The organism is Microbacterium sp. NPDC058389, assembly GCF_042722305.1.
Lineage (GTDB): Bacteria > Actinomycetota > Actinomycetes > Actinomycetales > Microbacteriaceae > Microbacterium.
Window position 1 is genome coordinate 1 of record NZ_JBHXJQ010000005.1, and the last position, 15,671, is coordinate 15,671.

Genomic DNA, 15,671 nt, shown 5'->3' on the forward strand with positions numbered 1-15,671 from the left:
GATCTTATTGGGGTCTATCTGTCTGGGGTTACCCAGGGTCCGGTCGCTGAGCGAGGAGCGCCAGCGACGAGACGAAGCGTGGTGACGGAGGCAGCTGCGGCGTTCCGGGCACGCGCTTCGTCTCGCTGGCGCTCGCTCAGCGTCCGGGTTACTCAGGGTCCGGTCGCTGAGCGAGGAGCGCCAGCGACGAGACGAAGCGCGGCGCCGCGACTCAGGCCGTCTGCGGGGCGCGCACGGTCGCGGCGGCGATCGCGGCGGCCGCGCCGACGAGAAGGCCCGGCACGATGGCGGTGACAGCCGAGACGAGGATGCCGGCGGCCACGGTCGCGACGTAGGTGCCCAGGTCGGCATGCACCACGAAGCTCGAGAACACGGCGCGCACGAGGTTGCCCGCCACGATCGCGACGACCGTCACCCACAGCCCGCGGCCGAACGCGCGGCCCGCTCGCGGGCGGAGCCGCTTGCGGGAGGAGGCGCGCAGCATCGCCCAGGCGACGGCCAGCATGACGAGCACCCCCACGGTGTCGGCGACCCAGAAGGCCCACGTGGTCTCGCCGAGCGGCATGAGGCGCAGCGGCGGCCACAGGTACGGGAGCCCGACGGCCGCGGGGATCGCGAGGTACGGGACCCACGTGGTCAGCGTGCCGGTGAGCGGCCAGATCCCGGCCAGCACGGCGAGGACGAGCAGCATCGCGAGCGTCGTGATGTCGGAGCGTCCGAGAGCGGGGGGTGTCTTCGTCGGCACCGGTCGATGATAGCCTCCGATGCGCGCGGGTCCCTACCCCCGGAGGCCCGCGCCGGCCCCGTCGGAGAGGACGGTCTCGCATGCTCGGTCCGCGCGCCATGCTGGCGATCGCTCTCGGCGCCCTGGTCGTGGTCGGCGGCGCCGCAGCCGCGTTGCGGACGCCTGGTCCGGCATCCGTCTCGTCCTTCGTCCAGGACGACGACGGTCGCACGATCGTCGCGAACGGGTTCAACACCGCGTCGAGCTCGAAGTCGGCGCCCGACGGCATGCCGGCGTTCACCGAGGACGACCTCGACGCCGAATATGCCGACACCGGTACGGACTTCGTGCGGTTCCTGATCTCGTGGCGCAAGGTCGAGCCGCAGCCGGGGGAGTACGACCAGGACTACCTCGACGACGTCGCCGAGCGCGTCGGCTGGTACGCCGACCGCGGCTATCACGTGATGCTCGACATGCATCAGGACCTGTGGAGCGGCGCGATCACGCCGAGCGGCGACACCGGCAACGGCGCGCCCGAGTGGGCGACGTACATGGACGGGCTGCCGGTCGCGGACCACGACATGTGGGAGCTGTACTACCTCGAGCCCGGTGTCATCCGCGCGTTCGACAACTTCTGGAACACCACCGGGGAGCACCCGGAGCTCGCCGAACACTACGCGAACGCGTGGCGCGCCGTCGCCGAGCGCTTCGCCGACGAGCCCGCCGTCGTCGCCTACGACCTCATGAACGAGCCCTACGGCGGCACGGTGCAGGGCCCCGCCTTCGAGGCCGGACCGCTGACGTCGCTGTACCAGCGCACCGCAGACGCGATCCGCGACGTGGATGCCGACACGTGGGTGTGCGTCGAGCCCCAGGCGCTCGGGTTCAACTGGGGTCTGCCGACGGGGCTCGGCCGCATCGACGACGCCCGCGAAGGCGATCCGCGCATCGCGTTCTGCCCGCACCTGTACCCGTTGCCGATGGACCTCGGCGACGGCTTCTCTGGCATCAGCCGCGACCTCGTGACGGGCACGGTGTCCGCGTGGGCGTCCAACACGACGCGCGCCGCCGAAGCGCTGGGCGGCGTGCCGGTCATCCTCGGCGAGTTCGGCCTCGACACCACCCTTCCGGGCGCCCTCGACTACGTCGATCTCGTCTACCGCACCGCGGACGCGGCGGGGATGGGCGTCGTGTACTGGTCTCGCGATCCGGGCAGCTGGGGGCCGTACGAGTCCGACGGCACGCCCCGGAACCTCGTCAGCACGATCGATCGCCCGCACCCGCGTGTGCTGGCGGGACCGGTGTCGTCCTGGACCGTCCGCGACGGCGAGCTCGTGCTGCACCTCGACGGCACGGGCGACCCGGGCGGCACGAGCGAGGCGTACCTCCCCGCCGACCGGTTCCCGCAGGGCGGTGCCGTCGAGGGCGGGGAGGTCGTCGAGTGGGATGCCGCCACCCGCGTGCTCGCCTTCACGATCGACCCCGGCGCCGAGACCGTCACCATCACGCCGGCGCGCTGACGCCGGGGCGACGGGCGGCCGCGGGCGGCGGCATCCCTTCTCCGCTCTTCCGGTGGGCGGGCGTTCGATGCCAGAATTGTGGGCAGGGCATTTGTTAGGACGGTTACCTAATTAAGCGGACCGGATGCCCGACCCCACAACCGAAGGAGCTTGTGTGTCCAGACACCGAAAGCCGGCCCTCACCGCCGCCCTCACCGGAGCCGTCACCGGTGCGCTCGCCATCGGCCTGCTCGCCGCGCCGCCCGCCGTCGCTGCGAGCGAGGACTCCACCCCGACCACGACGATCAACGCCTACCGCAACGTCGGCTACTACGGGCAGTGGCGGGCCACCGGCGAAGCCCAGGCCACCGTCAAGCGCGTGTTCGTCGACGGCGGCGTGGGCGCCGACCTCACCCACCTGAACTACTCGTTCGGCAACATCGCGGGTGACCAGGCGGCCCTCGACGCCGCCCGCGCGGCGGGTGCCAAGGGGCTCGACGGCGTCCAGCCGTACACGTGCTTCATCTCCGACACCCCCGCCGCCGGTCCGGGTCAGACCGACACCGCCGGCGACGCCGACAGCGACTTCCTGCACGCCTTCACCGCCGACCAGTCCGTGCTCGGCATCGCCGACACGGCGAAGCAGAAGCTCGCCGGCAACTTCAACCAGCTCGCACAGCTGAAGCGCCTCTACCCCGACCTCAAGGTCAACGTGTCGCTCGGCGGCTGGTCGTGGTCGAAGTCGTTCTCGAAGGCCGTCGCGACGCCCGAGAGCCGCTCGGCGCTCGCCGGCTCCTGCATCGACCTGTACATCCGCGGCAACCTGCCGGCCATCGCCGGGCGCGGCGGTGCGGGTGCGGCGGCCGGCGTGTTCGACGGGTTCGACCTCGACTGGGAGTGGCCCGGCGCTCCGGACTGGGCGCAGGAGGTCGGCAACACCGTCGACCCGGTGAACGACAAGGCCAACTTCCTCGCGTTCGTGAAGGAGCTGCGGGCGCAGTTGAACGCGGTCGAGGCCCAGACCGGTCGCGACTACGAGATCTCGGCGTTCCTGCCGGCGGGTCCGACCCAGATCGCGGCCGGCGGCTGGAACGACCCGGAGCTGTTCGAGTACCTCGACTTCGCCAACCTGCAGGGCTACGACCTGTGGGGTTCGTGGACTCCCCAGACCGGACACCAGGGCAACGTGTACGGCGACCCCGCGCACAACTGGGGTCTCGGCCTCGACACCGTCGTCGCGTCGTACGTGAACGCCGGCGTCGACCCGTCGCAGCTGAATCTCGGTCTCGCCGCCTACGGCCAGGGCTGGTCCGACGCCGAGGCGGCGCCGTGGACCGCCTCGGGTCCGGGCCTCACCCAGATCACGTGGGACCAGCTGAAGGCGCGCGACCTCGAGATCCACCACGAGTCCACCGCAGACGGCCGCTTCAACGCGACGTGGGGCTACGACGCCGCGAACCGCCAGTTCTGGTCGTTCGACGACGAGACCGCGGTCGCCGAGAAGGCGGCGTGGGCGATCTCGAAGGGTCTCGGCGGGGTCGACTTCTGGGAGGTCGGCAACGACGTCGCCGGCGACCTCCCGGCCGCCTCTGCCGACGTGCTGCGCGCCGCGGCGCCCGGTCCGGTCGCAGGAGCGGCCAAGCTCGACTGCGCGGCGACCCCGTCGGCGGCCGCGGCGCCCTGGAACGCCCGCACCACCTATCGCGGGGGCGAGCTCGTGTTCCTCGACGGACGCGTGTTCGAGGCGCAGTGGTACGCGAAGGGCGACCAGCCCGGCGCGTCCGCGAAAGGCCCCTGGAGCACGCTGACCGCGTGCGGCGTCGATCCGGCGACGGTGCAGGGCTGGTACGCCGACCGCATCTACGACAAGGGCGACCAGGTCGTGTACAACGGCACGACCTACACCGCCCAGTGGTGGAGCCGCAACGACGTTCCCGGAGGCAAGCACAGCCCCTGGAAGCGCTGAACCCCACCCTCGCCACGCGGCGGGCGTCCCCGCGGGGGGCGCCCGCCGCGTGCGTTCGATCATGCGCCCTGAGCTCGGGAACGATGGATGCCGGGCGCCCGGCATCCACTCGGCCGCGGTGTCAGGCGGCCGTGGAGCCGATCGTCTCGATGAGCGCAGGGTCGCCGCCGAGCGCGAGGAGCCGTGACCGGAGGGCGATCTCGGCGCGTTCGTAGGGCTCGACGCTTTCGTGCAGCAGGGAGCGCGTGTTCGCGGACTCGAGCAGCGAGACGAACTCGAACGTCAGCTGGCGGGCGTCGTCGAGCAGCGGCAGTTCGCGGGCGGTCATCGCATGCCCGAGGCTGGCGGTGAGGTAGTCCTCCCACTCCTGGTCGGCGGCCACGATGGCGTCGCGCACCGCGCCGGGCTTGGCGGCGAACTCGACCGACGCCGCGGCGAAGAAGCAGCCGCCGCGGAACACGCGCTCGCGCGAGTAGGTCAGCCAGTCCGTGAGCAGCGCGCACACCCGCGCGAGCCCCCGAGGTGTCCGGGCGCGTGCGGGAGTGGTCACGGTGTCGATGAACACGTCGCGGGCCGCGGCGACGGCCGCCAGCTGCAGCTGCTCCTTCGAGCCGAAGAGCGTCGCGATGCCGCTCTTGCTGTGGCCGGAGGCATCCGCCAGCCGTCCGATCGTGAGGCCGTCGAGGCCGTCGACCGTCGCGCTCTGCACGGCGTGGTCCAGCACGACGCGCCGCGACTCGTCGCCGCGGACGCGACGCCGGTCGATCGGGGCTTGTGTCACGCTCCGAGGTTACCGTACGATCGTTCGTATTCATAAGTACGATCGTTCGTATTCTTCGGATCGGAGCATCATGAATCCCGCACTCCGCCTGCCCGCCGCAGCGGTCCGCACCGCCGGCGCGGTGTCGCCCCGCCTCGGCGCCGCCGTCGCGATGCCGATGTTCGCGCACGTCGCGAAGCCTCGCCCCGTGTCCGACGACGACGCCCCCACCATGTCGCTCGCGCGCGGCCGCACCATCCGCATCCCGGGCATCGACCGTCGAGGCGTCGACGTCGCGGTCTACGAGTGGGGCCGCGGCCCCCGCACCGTCGTGCTGTCGCACGGCTGGCTCGGGCGCGCGAGCCAGTTCTCGGCGCTCGTGCGCGAGCTCGTCGCCGAGGGCTGCCGCGTCGTCGCGTTCGACGCCCCGGCGCACGGCGGGTCGGGCGGGCGGCGCACCTACCTCCCCGATTGGCTCGCCACCTATGCCGAGCTGCAGCAGCGGTACGGCGGCTTCGACGCGATGGTCGGCCACTCGTTCGGTGGCCTGGCGACCCTCGTCGCCACCGCCGGGGAGGTGGAGGCCGCACGCGCGGTCACGATCGCCGCCCCCGCCGATGTCGACGAGCTGTTCCGCGGCTTCCAGCGCATGCTCGGGCATTCCGATGCCGTCAGTGCGGGCCTGCGGGAGCGGTTCGCCGCCCGCTACTTCCCCGGAGACCCCGACCCGTTCTCATGGCTCTCGACCGTGCGTCGCCCGTTGCCGGCCGGCGCGCCGCTCCTCGTCGTGCACGACGAGGGCGACCGCGTGGTGCCGTTCGGCGAGTCGGGGCGGATCGCCGCGGCGAACCCCGGTGCGGCCGTCCTGCCGACGACGGGCCTCGGTCACAACCGCATCCTTGCAGCGGATGTCGTGCTCGATGCCGTCGTGGAGTTCGTCACGGCAGAGGTGGCCCGCCACCCCGTCTCACCGACGACCGAGGCTGCCGCACCGCTGACGTCGCGGGCGGAGCCGGTCGGCGTGAGCTGAGTCGCCGGTCGATTCGTCCCGCGCACCGGGAGGCGAGCAGCGCCCGGTACGGCAGAATCGAACGGTGCTGAAACGGCGACGCGAAGAGGTGCTCACGACTGCCGGAGTGATCGCCGCGGTGGTGCTGCTGCTGGTCGGGCTCGCTGTGGCCGGGCTGTGCGCAACGCTGCTGGTGCAGATGGTCATCGACAGCATCGGGCCTCTCGACACGGTCGGCATCGCCCGGCCGACTCCGGCCTGGATCGCGATCATCGGTCTGGGCATCGGCGTCTTCGCCGGCATCGGCTTCGTCGTCGACAACGGCGGGTATCTGATCCGTGCCGCACGCGGCGTGCTCCCGCGACCTGCGGGCGACGAGCGTGCCCGCCGCGAGCAGGCGCGTCGCAAGGCATCGCAACGCCTGCGCCGAGAGGCGCGCCGATAGGGCCCGAGCTGTAGCGGGCGTCAGAACAGCCGGGTGGATGCCTCCTCCGCCGCTCTGCGAGCCCCCGGGTTCGCGGCGCGCGGCCCTGCTGCCGCACGTCCGCGGGACGTGGTGACGATGGGCGGTGCCGCCCGGGCGTCGGCGCGCGACGCCAGTCCCGCGACCGGACCGCCGCGCACGTTGTCGTCCTCGGCGTGCCCGTCGAGCCCGTGCACGCGCAGCAGCGGGCGCACCCGCTTCGCGAGCCACGACCGGTACGCCTTGGGGGCCGTCGCCGTCGCACCCGGGTAGAGGCCTCGGTACGACGAGACGAGCTCGGGATGCCGCTCCGCGAGCCACTGCAGGAACCACTGCTTCGCGCCCGGGCGCAGATGCAGCGCGCCGTACACGACGCGCACCGCGCCGGCATCTTTGATGCGCGTGAGTGCGTGGTCGATCGCCGCGATCGAGTCGGTGAGGTGCGGGATGATCGGCATCAGGAACACCGTCACGCGGAACCCCGCCTCGGTCGCCGCCCGCACGGTCTCGAGCCGCGCCGTCGCGTTGGGCGTGCCGGGCTCGATGAGGTGCTGCAACTCGTCGTCGAACACCGCGATCGACATCGCGAGAGACACGTGCACCTCGCCGGCGGCCTCGCGCAGCAGTGGCAGGTCGCGTCGCAGCAGTGTGCCCTTGGTCAGGATCGAGAACGGCGTGCCTGACTCGGTGAGGGCCGACACGATGCCCGGCATGAGCTTGTAGCGCCCCTCGGCCCGCTGGTACGGGTCGGTGTTCGTGCCGAGCATCACCGGCTCGTGCTGCCAGCTGCCGCGCCGCAGCTCCTTGCCCAGCACCTCTGCCACATTGATCTTCACGACGACCTGGGTGTCGAAGTCCCGCCCCGCGTCGAGCTCGAGGTACTCGTGCGTCCCCCGAGCGAAACAATACACACACGCATGAGAGCAGCCCCGGTACGGGTTGACGGTCCAGTCGAAGGGCATCGCGGAGACGCTCGGCACGTGGTTGAGGGCGGACTTGCACAGCACCTCGTGGAAGGTCACACCGGCGAACTCGGGAGTGGTCACCGAGCGCACCAGACCGTTGAGCTGTTCCATGCCGGGCAGGGCCGCGGCATCCGCCACCCCCAGTTCCTGCCCCTGCCACCGCATGTCTCCATGAGAACAAAGCTTCGAAGTTAAGTCAAGACACCGAGTCATCAATATCGAACACCACGCGTGCGGATGCCGTCCGCCTGGCCAAATCGGGCGGTCGCGGCCAGAATGGCAGACGTGACGGAGCCTGGCGGGCTCGCCACCCCCCGAGCCGCCCCCGAGACTCGTCGCGCCGCCCGAGCGATGCGCGAAGAGGCAGAACGTCGTGCCCGCGCGGCCGGGCACGTGGTCGGCGAGGATCCGATCCGCCGCGCCTCGTTCGATGCCGAACGCGCCGCGGCCGAGGCGGTCTCGTCCCCGCCCGCCCCCACCGACACGGTGCCCCTGTTCACCGTCGACACCGCGCCCGTGCTGACGATCGGCACCGGGCCGGCGGCATCCACCGCTCCGCTCGTCGAGAGCGCCGCCGCCCTGCCGCCCTCCGAACCGCTGGACACCCTCGTGACCGAGGATGCGACCCCGGCCCGTCATGTGCGGCCACGCCGGCTCCCGCGGCGCATCGCGCTCGTCGCGGGGCTGGCGACAGGCGCCGCGCTGCTGCTCGGCTCGTCGGCCGCCGTGACCGCGATGATGGCGCCGCCGGTCGAGTCGCCCGACACCGCGCTCGCGCTCACCGTCGCGCCGCCCACGATCCAGCAGCTGCCCGTCCCCGAGGTGAAGGAGTCGCCGCCCGCGGCGGACCTCTGCACGCTCTCGACGTTCACGACCGCGCTGCAGGCCGGCGACGACGAGGGGGCGGTCGTCGCCGCGGGCGGCGGCGAGGCGTTCCGTGCGGCCGTCGTCGAGGGCCGCGCGCCGTGCGTCGACCTGAGCGACTCGTCGCGCATCTGGACCGTCCTCGACAAGCACCGTCCCGCCAGCCCCGTCGACTATCGACCGGGAAGCCTCGTGCTGCCCGACGGCGTCCGCAACATCGAAGGCGGGGCGCTGCGGGCCGACGCGGCCGGTGCACTCTCGGCGATGGTCACCGCGGCGCGCGACGCGGGTGCGGGCGAACTCGCGCTGGAGAGCGGGTTCCGGTCGTACCAGACGCAGCAGGTGACGTACGGGCGGCACTTCGCCGAACGAGGCGAGCGGGCCGACCTCGTGAGCGCCCGGCCGGGCTACAGCGAGCATCAGCTGGGGCTGAGCGCCGACGTCGTGGCGTGCGCGGGGAGCTGCACGGGCCTCGACGAGCTGGCGGCATCCCCTCAGGGGCAGTGGGTCGTCGATCACGCGTGGGAGCACGGCTGGATCGTGCGGTACGTGGAGGGTGCGACGCCCGTCACCGGCTACACGCCCGAGCCGTGGCACCTGCGGTACGTGGGCCCGGAGCTGGCCAAGGCGTACCACGACGGCGGCTGGACCTCGCTCGAGGAGTTCTTCGGGCTCGAGGCAGCGCCGAACTACCTCAACTGACCGAGCGGCGGCCGGCTTGCGGCTGGGCCCACGCCCCCGAGGCTCCGGGCGACGCGAAGCGGCGACTGGAGAAGGGGTGGGGACCATTCGGTGAAACTGAGTACCATTCCTCTTGGGATTCAATCTCTACCGCCTCAGTGCAGACGGCAAGACGAGAGGAAGGCGCACATGGAGCGCGACATCTACGACGAGGACCACGAGGCGTTCCGCGACGTCGTCAAGGAGTTCATCAAGCGCTACGCGTCCGAAGAGAAGCGCAAGCAGTGGGATGCGGCCGGCGAGATCGACCGCGCGACCATGCTCGCGGCGGGCGAGGCCGGCATCATCGGCCTGAGCGTGCCCGAGGAGTTCGGCGGCGCCGGGATGCTGCAGGACTACCGCTTCCGCTCGATCGTTCTGGAAGAGACCATCGGCGCGGGCCTCGGCTCGCTGGCCGGCGCCCTCGGCATCCAGGACGACCTCGCGGTGCCCTACGTGGTCCACATGGGCACGCAGGAGCAGAAGGAGAAGTGGCTGCCGGGCATGGCCACCGGTGAGATCCTCGGCGCCCTCGCCATGACCGAGCCGGGTGCCGGGTCGGACCTCCGCGGCATCAAGACCACCGCCAAGAAGGTCGACGGCGGCTACATCGTCAACGGCGCCAAGACCTTCATCTCGTCGGGCAAGACCGCCGACATGGTCGTGACGTTCGTGAAGACCGGCGAGGGCAATCGTCCCGACGCCTTCAGTCTGCTGATCCTCGAGGACGGCATGGAGGGCTTCGACCACAGCAAGAAGCTCGAGAAGATGGGCTTCCACGGCTGGGACACGGCCGAGCTGTCGTTCACGGACGTCTTCGTGCCGGAGGAGAACCTCATCGGCGGCAAGGAAGGCCTCGGCTTCATCCAGCTCATGATGAACCTGCCGCTGGAGCGCCTGTCGATCGGCGTCGCCGCAGCGGCCGCCGGCGAGGCCGCGTTCGCCTGGACCCGCGAGTACGTCCTCAGCCGCGAGGCGTTCGGTGAGCGCATCGCCGACTTCCAGAACACGCGCTTCAAGCTCGCCGACATGGCGACCACGGTCGACGTCATGTGGGCGTACACCGACCGCGCGATGATGCTCTACAAGGACCAGAAGCTCACGGCCGAAGAGGCTGCGAAGGTCAAGTTCTGGACCACCGACCGCGAGGCGGAGCTGCTCGACGTCGGCGTGCAGCTGCACGGCGGCTACGGCTACATCACCGAGTACCCGATCGCCCGCGCCTACCTCGACGCCCGCGTGCACCGCATCTACGGCGGCACGAACGAGATCATGCGCGACCTCGTGTCGCGCCAGATCGTCGGCAAGCGCTGACCCCGGACGGGCGCCGAGCCCGTCGAAGGGCTGTGAGCCAGTAAGGCTGGATGCCGCCGCCCGGAGCCCTCGCGAGGGCCCGGGCGGCGGCGTCCGTCGTCTCAGCCGTGCAGCAGCGCGTCGGCCTCGGCGACGGTCAGCGCGCGGCCGTACGGCGCGATCTCGAACGACTCGGCGTAGCGGATGCCGCCGGCGGCGTCGCCGTACGCCCGCTGCAGTGCGGGCACGGCGCCGGCGGGGGTCTCGAAGTATTCGCTCCAGTGCGTGAGGATGAACGCGTCGACCGCGGCCCGGTCTGCGGCATCGGGGGCGACGAGGTCGCGCTGCGCGGGGGCGAACTCGAGGAACTGCGACGCGTGCGCCGCGCACGCGTCGAGCTTGCGGTCGAGCACCGGCGTGATGTCGACGGCGACATCGTGACGGTGGCGGTCGACCGAGCCGTAGTCGATCATCCGCAGCACCGCGGGGCGCTCGGCCAGCGGCGGGATGTCGCGGCACGGGTTGGGCAGCGACGTCAGGCCGACGACGGAGCGCACGAGCTTGGCCGCGAGGCGGTTGTCGTTGTGACCAGGACCCTCGTCGGTGAAGGTGAGGACGAGGTCGGTGCGCCACTGGCGGATGACTCTCAGCATGCGCTGGCGCAGCTCCTGCGTGTCGACCATGTCGCCGTCGTGCTCGTCCCACACCTCGTAGTCGGCGAGTCCGATCGCCTCGGCCGCCCGGTACGCCTCGGCCAGGCGCCGGCGCACGAGGTCGTCGGGCGCGAGCGTGTAGTGGCCGGCGTCGCCGTTGGTGGTCGAGAGCACCTTGACGTGGTGGCCGCGGTCGGCGAGGAGAGACAGCGTGCCGGCGGCGTACTCCTCGGCCTCGTCAGGGTGCGCGACGACGACGAGGACTTTCAGATGACGGTTCATGGGGGCCTTTCACGAAGGAGAGAGCGCGCACGACGGCGCGCGACGAGGGTCGCTGGAGGGGCCGGCGGCGGCTCAGCGTGCCGGGTCCGGCAGGACGACGTCGGCCATGCTGCCGGCGTCGACCAACCGGGCCCGGGCGCTGAGCTGCGCCAGGTGCACCGCGCCGCGCACCTGCGCGCGGGCGCCGAGCTCGGCGCACACGACGTGCGGCCGCTCGTGGGGGAGGTAGGCGAGCGCGTCCTCGACGGCGCTCGCGAGCGTCGCTCCGCCGGCGTCGGCGACGGAGCCCGCGAGCACGACCAGCTCGGGGTCGAGCAGTGCGATGACCGATGACAGCACCGCCGCGATCCGTGCGGCCGTCTCGGCGGAATCGTCGCCGATCGCGTCGATGGATGCCGGTCCCAGCAGCTGTTCGACGAGCATGCCGCCTCCGGGCACGGCCCTCCCGCGGGGCGTGCTGCGATCGGCCTCGCCGCCGAACGCGGGAGCGACGATCGTGCCGATCTCGCCCGCGGCGCCGTGGGGACCGAGCATCAGCACGCCGTCGCGTGCGTAGGCGACACGCGTGCCGGAGCCGACCCAGAGGAGAGCGACCGAGGAGCTCTGCTGCGCCGAGCCGTACGCGGTCTCGGCCGTGAGGGTGAGGGCGACGTCGTTGGCGGTCTGGACCGTCGCGCCGGCGAAGCGGTCGCCGACGAGGCCGATGAGGTCGATGCCCACCCACGGGTCGAGGCTCCGTGCATAGCGGAGGATGCCGGTGTCGGGGTCGATCGTGCCGGGCAGGCCGATGGCGATGTCGCGCACCTCGTCGAGCTGTGCGATGTCGCCGACGGCGCGCGCGACGACGTCGTGCACGGCATCGACGGCGGCGGCGGCATCCGCCACCGTCCGGTCGGACTCGGCGACGCCGATCGTCTCGCCCTGCAGATCGCACACCTCGGCGGTGAGCAGGCCGGCGCGCACGGTGACGCCGGCGACCAGCGCGGCGCGCGGATTGACGCGCCACACCGCGGCCGGCGGACCGGAGCGGCTCGGGCGCTCGCCGGCGCGCTCGATGACGCCGGCCGCCTCGACGCGCAGCAGCAGGCGGGCGGCGGCGGGCTTGGACAGGCCCGTGTGCGCTTCGATCTCGGGGCGGGTCATGGCGCCGTGCTCGAAGAGCGCGTCGATGACCGCGCCTTCGTTGAGGGTGCGCAGGACTCGCGGAGTTCCCGACTTCATCAGGACAGATCCTGCCAGATGCGACGCTCGCGGCGTCTGGATGCCGTCACGGTGGTGCTCCTTCGTGGTCCGGGCTGTTGACAAATATGGGTAACGTCAGAGACAGTATCTGCCGGAGACAGTTGCGTCAACGCACGCACCACTCATCCGAAAACCCGAACCGCCCCACGTCGACGTGGGCGATCAGAGGAAGGAACCTCGATGAAGACGACCCTTCGCCCGGCGCTTTTCACGGCCATCGCGGCCGTGGGACTGCTGGCGGCAGGGTGCTCCGGCACCCCCGCGCAGTCCGCGGCGTCCGACGACGCCCCGCTCACGATCTGGCTGATGGCCGGCGGGCCCGGTGAGACCGACATCATCGACGACATCAACGCGACGTTCGCCGAGGAGTACCCGGACGTCGAGGTGACCGTCGAAGTGCAGCAGTGGGACAACATCACCACGAAGCTGACCACCGCGCTCGCGTCGGGCAACGGCCCCGACATCGTCGAGATGGGCAACACGCAGACGCCGCTGCAGACCTACTCGGGCGGACTGCTCGACATCACGGCCGACCGCGACAGCTTCGAGGACTCCGACACGTGGCTCGAGGGCCTCGCAGCGCCGTCGGAGTACGACGGCAAGCTGTACGCGGTGCCGATGTACGGCGGCACGAAGATCGTCATGTACAACAAGGCGATGTTCGCCGAGGCGGGCATCACGGAGCTGCCGCAGGACCTCGACGAGCTCAAGGACGTGTGCGCACGACTGAGCCAGACCTTCGGCAGCACGCCGAACTTCTCGGGCTTCTACATGCCCGGCCAGTACTGGTTCTCGGGTGCGCCGTTCGTGTTCGCCCTCGACGGCGAGCTCGCCGCCGAGGACGACGGCGCGTGGGAGGGCGGTCTGTCGACGCCCGAGGCGCAGGAGGGCCTCGCCGCCTGGCGCGACTTCCAGAACAGCTGCTCGACGCCCTCGTCGGTGGGCGTCAACACCAACAACCCCGACCAGGCGCAGGTGTTCGCCGACCGCGGCACGGCGATCATCTCGGCGCGCGGCTGGGAGCCCGCGTCGGTGGTCGAGAAGAACCCCGAGCTCGCCGACCAGCTCGGCTTCATGCCCATGCCCGGGTTCGAGACCGGCACGCCGCTGCCCGTCATCGTGTCGGGGTCGACGATCGGTATCTCGGCTGCGACCGACAACCCCGAGGCCGCGAAGGCGTGGCTGCGCATCATCACGGGCAAGGAGATCCAGACGCGCCTCGTGCTCGAGCAGAACCAGCTGCCGATCACGCCCGCATTCATGCCCGAGAGCGGTGCGACGCCGTTCATCGAGGCGAGCGTCGAGGCGTCGAAGTACAACAAGGCGCTCCCGGCGGTGCCAGGCTGGGCGACGCTGGAGACCGAACGCTACAACGAGCAGTTCTTCTCGAGCATCGCGGCGGGCGACGACGCGGCGGCTGCTGCGAAGACGTACGACGCGCACGTGGCCGACGTCCTGAACAGCACGGGCAACTGATGCGGGCCGACCGGCGGCTGGCGTACGCGCTCATCGCGCCCGCCGTCCTCATCCTCCTGGCGATCCTCGCGTATCCGATGGCGCGCCTGATCCTGCTGTCGTTCCAGCGGTTCGACTCGCGGTCGCTGTTCACGGGTGAGGCGCCGCTGGTCGGCTTCGACAACTACACGCGCGTCCTCACCGACCCCCAGTTCTGGGAGGTGCTGGCGCGCACCGCGGGCGTCACGATCGTCACGGTGCTCGCCGTGATGGTGGCCGGGTTCGCCCTGGCCCAGCTGCTGCGCAAGGCGGCAGGCTGGGCCAGGGTGACCCTGCTGGTGGGGCTCGTGCTCATCTGGGCGATGCCGATGGTGTCGTCGGCGATCATCTGGCAGTGGATGTTCCAGCCGCAGTACGGCGTCATGAACTGGATCCTCACCCGGCTCGTGATCTTCGGCGATCTGTCGGCCCACAATTGGTTCGGCAACACCTTCGAGGCGCTGACGATCATCATCGTCATGGTCGTCTGGAAGGGCCTCCCGTTCGTCGCGCTGACGCTCTACGCCGGCATGACGCAGATCCCCGAAGAGCTGTACGAGGCCGCGGCGCTCGACGGCGCGCGGGCCGGCGCGATCACACGCAACATCACCGTGCCGATGCTGGCGCCGATCATCGGCGTGCTCACGACCCTCCAGGTCATCTGGTCGGTCAACTCGTTCACGCCGTTCTGGGTGCTCACCCAGGGCGGTCCGGCCGGCGGCACGACGACCCTCTCGATCTACGCGTACGTCAAGGCCCTCAGCGCCAACGACTACGGCGCCGGCGCGGCGATCTCGATCCTCACCGTGCTCATCCTCTCGACGTTCGCGATCGTGTACGTCCGTCGACTGTCCGCGCAAGGAGAAATCTCATGAACTCGCGCCGCTCGCGCACGTGGGCGTCGGTCGCCGCGATGATCGTCCTCGTCGTGATGATCTTCCCGGTCTACTGGATGTTCGCGACCGCCTTCAAGGCCCCCGGCGACGTGCTGTCGGCGACGCCGCAGTTCTTCCCGTGGCCCATCAGCCTCGACAACTTCACGCGGGCGCTCGGCGGCGACGACTTCTTCGTCTACCTGCGCAACTCGCTCACGGTGTCGCTGTCGACGGTCGTGCTGGCGATGGTGGTGGCCGTCGGCGCCGCTGTCGCGACCGCGCGGTTCACCTTCCTCGGCCGCAAGGCGCTGCTCGTGGTGCTGGTCGCGGTGCAGATGATCCCGGGCTCGGCGATGATCATCCCGCTCTATCTGATGCTCCGCCAGATCGGCGGGCTCGACTTCATGCCGGGCCTCGTGCTGACGTACCTGACCTTCGTGCTGCCGTTCACGGTGTGGAACCTGCGTGGGTTCGTCGTGAACCTGCCGATCGAGCTCGAAGAGGCCGCCATGATCGACGGCTGCAGCCGCTTCCAGGCGATCGTGCGGGTCGTGCTGCCGCTGCTCGCGCCCGGCATCGTCGCGACGTCGATCTTCGCGTTCATCAACGCGTGGGACGACTACCTGTTCGCGTACGTCCTGATGCGGTCGCAGCAGAACTACACGCTGCCGGTGTGGCTGGTGTCGTTCTCGACGTCCAACCAGATCGACTACGGCGCCACCATCGCGGCGTCCGTCATCTTCTCGCTCCCGGTGCTGGTCTTCTTCCTGCTCATCCAGCGGAAGCTCGTGTCGGGGCTCACCGCGGGCGCCGTCAAGGGCTGAGCGCCGGCATCCACCCTCGAGAACCAACTAGGAGAACG

At 70.9% G+C, this 15,671-nt stretch carries 14 protein-coding genes; 9 read left to right on the plus strand and 5 right to left on the minus strand.

All coding sequences use genetic code 11. The features are described from left to right. Positions 1 to 211 precede the first annotated feature (211 nt). Positions 212 to 745, minus strand: coding sequence for a hypothetical protein (locus ACFWJ8_RS08545; protein WP_378810613.1), 534 nt, complete (start codon positions 743 to 745; stop codon positions 212 to 214). Positions 746 to 825: 80 nt separating this feature from the next. On the opposite strand from ACFWJ8_RS08545, the gene ACFWJ8_RS08550 reads away from it, so the two are divergent. Both ACFWJ8_RS08550 and ACFWJ8_RS08555 read left to right on the plus strand, forming a co-directional pair. Then, entirely contained in the window at positions 826 to 2,244 is a 1,419-nt protein-coding gene (locus tag ACFWJ8_RS08550; protein ID WP_378810615.1) for a cellulase family glycosylhydrolase, read from the plus strand. 154 nt (positions 2,245 to 2,398) lie between these two features. Next, positions 2,399 to 4,189 carry a glycosyl hydrolase family 18 protein gene (locus ACFWJ8_RS08555; RefSeq protein WP_378810616.1) on the plus strand — a complete coding sequence of 597 codons (1,791 nt, stop codon included), beginning with the start codon at positions 2,399 to 2,401 and terminating at the stop codon, positions 4,187 to 4,189. A 121-nt stretch (positions 4,190 to 4,310) separates the two neighbouring features. Here ACFWJ8_RS08555 and ACFWJ8_RS08560 read toward each other — a convergent pair whose 3' ends face one another. Further along, entirely contained in the window at positions 4,311 to 4,970 is a 660-nt protein-coding gene (locus ACFWJ8_RS08560) for a TetR/AcrR family transcriptional regulator (RefSeq protein ID WP_378810618.1), read from the minus strand. A 70-nt stretch (positions 4,971 to 5,040) separates the two neighbouring features. Between ACFWJ8_RS08560 and ACFWJ8_RS08565 the strand changes: the two genes are divergently transcribed. Both ACFWJ8_RS08565 and ACFWJ8_RS08570 read left to right on the plus strand, forming a co-directional pair. Further along, positions 5,041 to 5,979, plus strand: a complete 939-nt coding sequence (locus ACFWJ8_RS08565) for an alpha/beta fold hydrolase (protein WP_378810619.1) — start codon at positions 5,041 to 5,043, stop codon at positions 5,977 to 5,979. Positions 5,980 to 6,043: 64 nt separating this feature from the next. Next, a complete protein-coding gene (locus ACFWJ8_RS08570) occupies positions 6,044 to 6,403 on the plus strand; it encodes a hypothetical protein (protein WP_378810620.1) in 360 nt (119 codons plus the stop codon). A 20-nt stretch (positions 6,404 to 6,423) separates the two neighbouring features. Here the strand turns inward: ACFWJ8_RS08570 and ACFWJ8_RS08575 are convergent, their stop codons facing one another. Then, positions 6,424 to 7,551 carry an Rv2578c family radical SAM protein gene (locus ACFWJ8_RS08575; protein WP_378810621.1) on the minus strand — a complete coding sequence of 376 codons (1,128 nt, stop codon included), beginning with the start codon at positions 7,549 to 7,551 and terminating at the stop codon, positions 6,424 to 6,426. 120 nt (positions 7,552 to 7,671) lie between these two features. Here ACFWJ8_RS08575 and ACFWJ8_RS08580 point away from each other — a divergent pair, with 120 nt between their 5' ends. Then, on the plus strand, positions 7,672 to 8,952 hold the full coding sequence (locus tag ACFWJ8_RS08580; RefSeq protein ID WP_378810622.1) for a D-alanyl-D-alanine carboxypeptidase family protein: 1,281 nt from the start codon (positions 7,672 to 7,674) through the stop codon (positions 8,950 to 8,952). A gap of 168 nt (positions 8,953 to 9,120) precedes the next feature. Continuing rightward, positions 9,121 to 10,284 carry an acyl-CoA dehydrogenase family protein gene (locus ACFWJ8_RS08585; protein WP_378810623.1) on the plus strand — a complete coding sequence of 388 codons (1,164 nt, stop codon included), beginning with the start codon at positions 9,121 to 9,123 and terminating at the stop codon, positions 10,282 to 10,284. 101 nt (positions 10,285 to 10,385) lie between these two features. On the opposite strand, the gene ACFWJ8_RS08590 is transcribed toward ACFWJ8_RS08585, so the two are convergent. Both ACFWJ8_RS08590 and ACFWJ8_RS08595 read right to left on the minus strand, forming a co-directional pair. Continuing rightward, complete coding sequence (locus ACFWJ8_RS08590) at positions 10,386 to 11,198, minus strand: PIG-L deacetylase family protein (RefSeq protein ID WP_378810624.1); 813 nt, start codon at positions 11,196 to 11,198, stop codon at positions 10,386 to 10,388. A 72-nt stretch (positions 11,199 to 11,270) separates the two neighbouring features. Beyond that, complete coding sequence (locus tag ACFWJ8_RS08595; protein ID WP_378810625.1) at positions 11,271 to 12,419, minus strand: ROK family protein; 1,149 nt, start codon at positions 12,417 to 12,419, stop codon at positions 11,271 to 11,273. A gap of 201 nt (positions 12,420 to 12,620) precedes the next feature. Here ACFWJ8_RS08595 and ACFWJ8_RS08600 point away from each other — a divergent pair, with 201 nt between their 5' ends. Genes ACFWJ8_RS08600 through ACFWJ8_RS08610 form a run of 3 tightly spaced genes read left to right on the plus strand, consistent with a single transcriptional unit; the run spans position 12,621 to position 15,633 of the window. Continuing rightward, a complete protein-coding gene (locus ACFWJ8_RS08600) occupies positions 12,621 to 13,916 on the plus strand; it encodes an extracellular solute-binding protein (RefSeq protein WP_378810626.1) in 1,296 nt (431 codons plus the stop codon). Further along, positions 13,916 to 14,809, plus strand: coding sequence for a carbohydrate ABC transporter permease (locus ACFWJ8_RS08605; protein WP_378810627.1), 894 nt, complete (start codon positions 13,916 to 13,918; stop codon positions 14,807 to 14,809). The genes ACFWJ8_RS08600 and ACFWJ8_RS08605 overlap by 1 nt, the downstream gene beginning before the upstream one ends. Next, on the plus strand, positions 14,806 to 15,633 hold the full coding sequence (locus ACFWJ8_RS08610; RefSeq protein WP_378810629.1) for a carbohydrate ABC transporter permease: 828 nt from the start codon (positions 14,806 to 14,808) through the stop codon (positions 15,631 to 15,633). The genes ACFWJ8_RS08605 and ACFWJ8_RS08610 overlap by 4 nt, the downstream gene beginning before the upstream one ends. Positions 15,634 to 15,671: the final 38 nt, after the last annotated feature.

Coding starts and splice junctions, on each gene's coding strand:
- ACFWJ8_RS08550 (WP_378810615.1), top strand. CDS start 826: ATGCTCGGTCCGCGCGCCATGCTGGCGATCGCTCTCGGCGCCCTGGTC.
- ACFWJ8_RS08565 (WP_378810619.1), top strand. CDS start 5,041: ATGAATCCCGCACTCCGCCTGCCCGCCGCAGCGGTCCGCACCGCCGGC.
- ACFWJ8_RS08575 (WP_378810621.1), bottom strand. CDS start 7,551: ATGCGGTGGCAGGGGCAGGAACTGGGGGTGGCGGATGCCGCGGCCCTG.
- ACFWJ8_RS08585 (WP_378810623.1), top strand. CDS start 9,121: ATGGAGCGCGACATCTACGACGAGGACCACGAGGCGTTCCGCGACGTC.
- ACFWJ8_RS08590 (WP_378810624.1), bottom strand. CDS start 11,198: ATGAACCGTCATCTGAAAGTCCTCGTCGTCGTCGCGCACCCTGACGAG.
- ACFWJ8_RS08595 (WP_378810625.1), bottom strand. CDS start 12,419: ATGAAGTCGGGAACTCCGCGAGTCCTGCGCACCCTCAACGAAGGCGCG.
- ACFWJ8_RS08600 (WP_378810626.1), top strand. CDS start 12,621: ATGAAGACGACCCTTCGCCCGGCGCTTTTCACGGCCATCGCGGCCGTG.
- ACFWJ8_RS08605 (WP_378810627.1), top strand. CDS start 13,916: ATGCGGGCCGACCGGCGGCTGGCGTACGCGCTCATCGCGCCCGCCGTC.
- ACFWJ8_RS08610 (WP_378810629.1), top strand. CDS start 14,806: ATGAACTCGCGCCGCTCGCGCACGTGGGCGTCGGTCGCCGCGATGATC.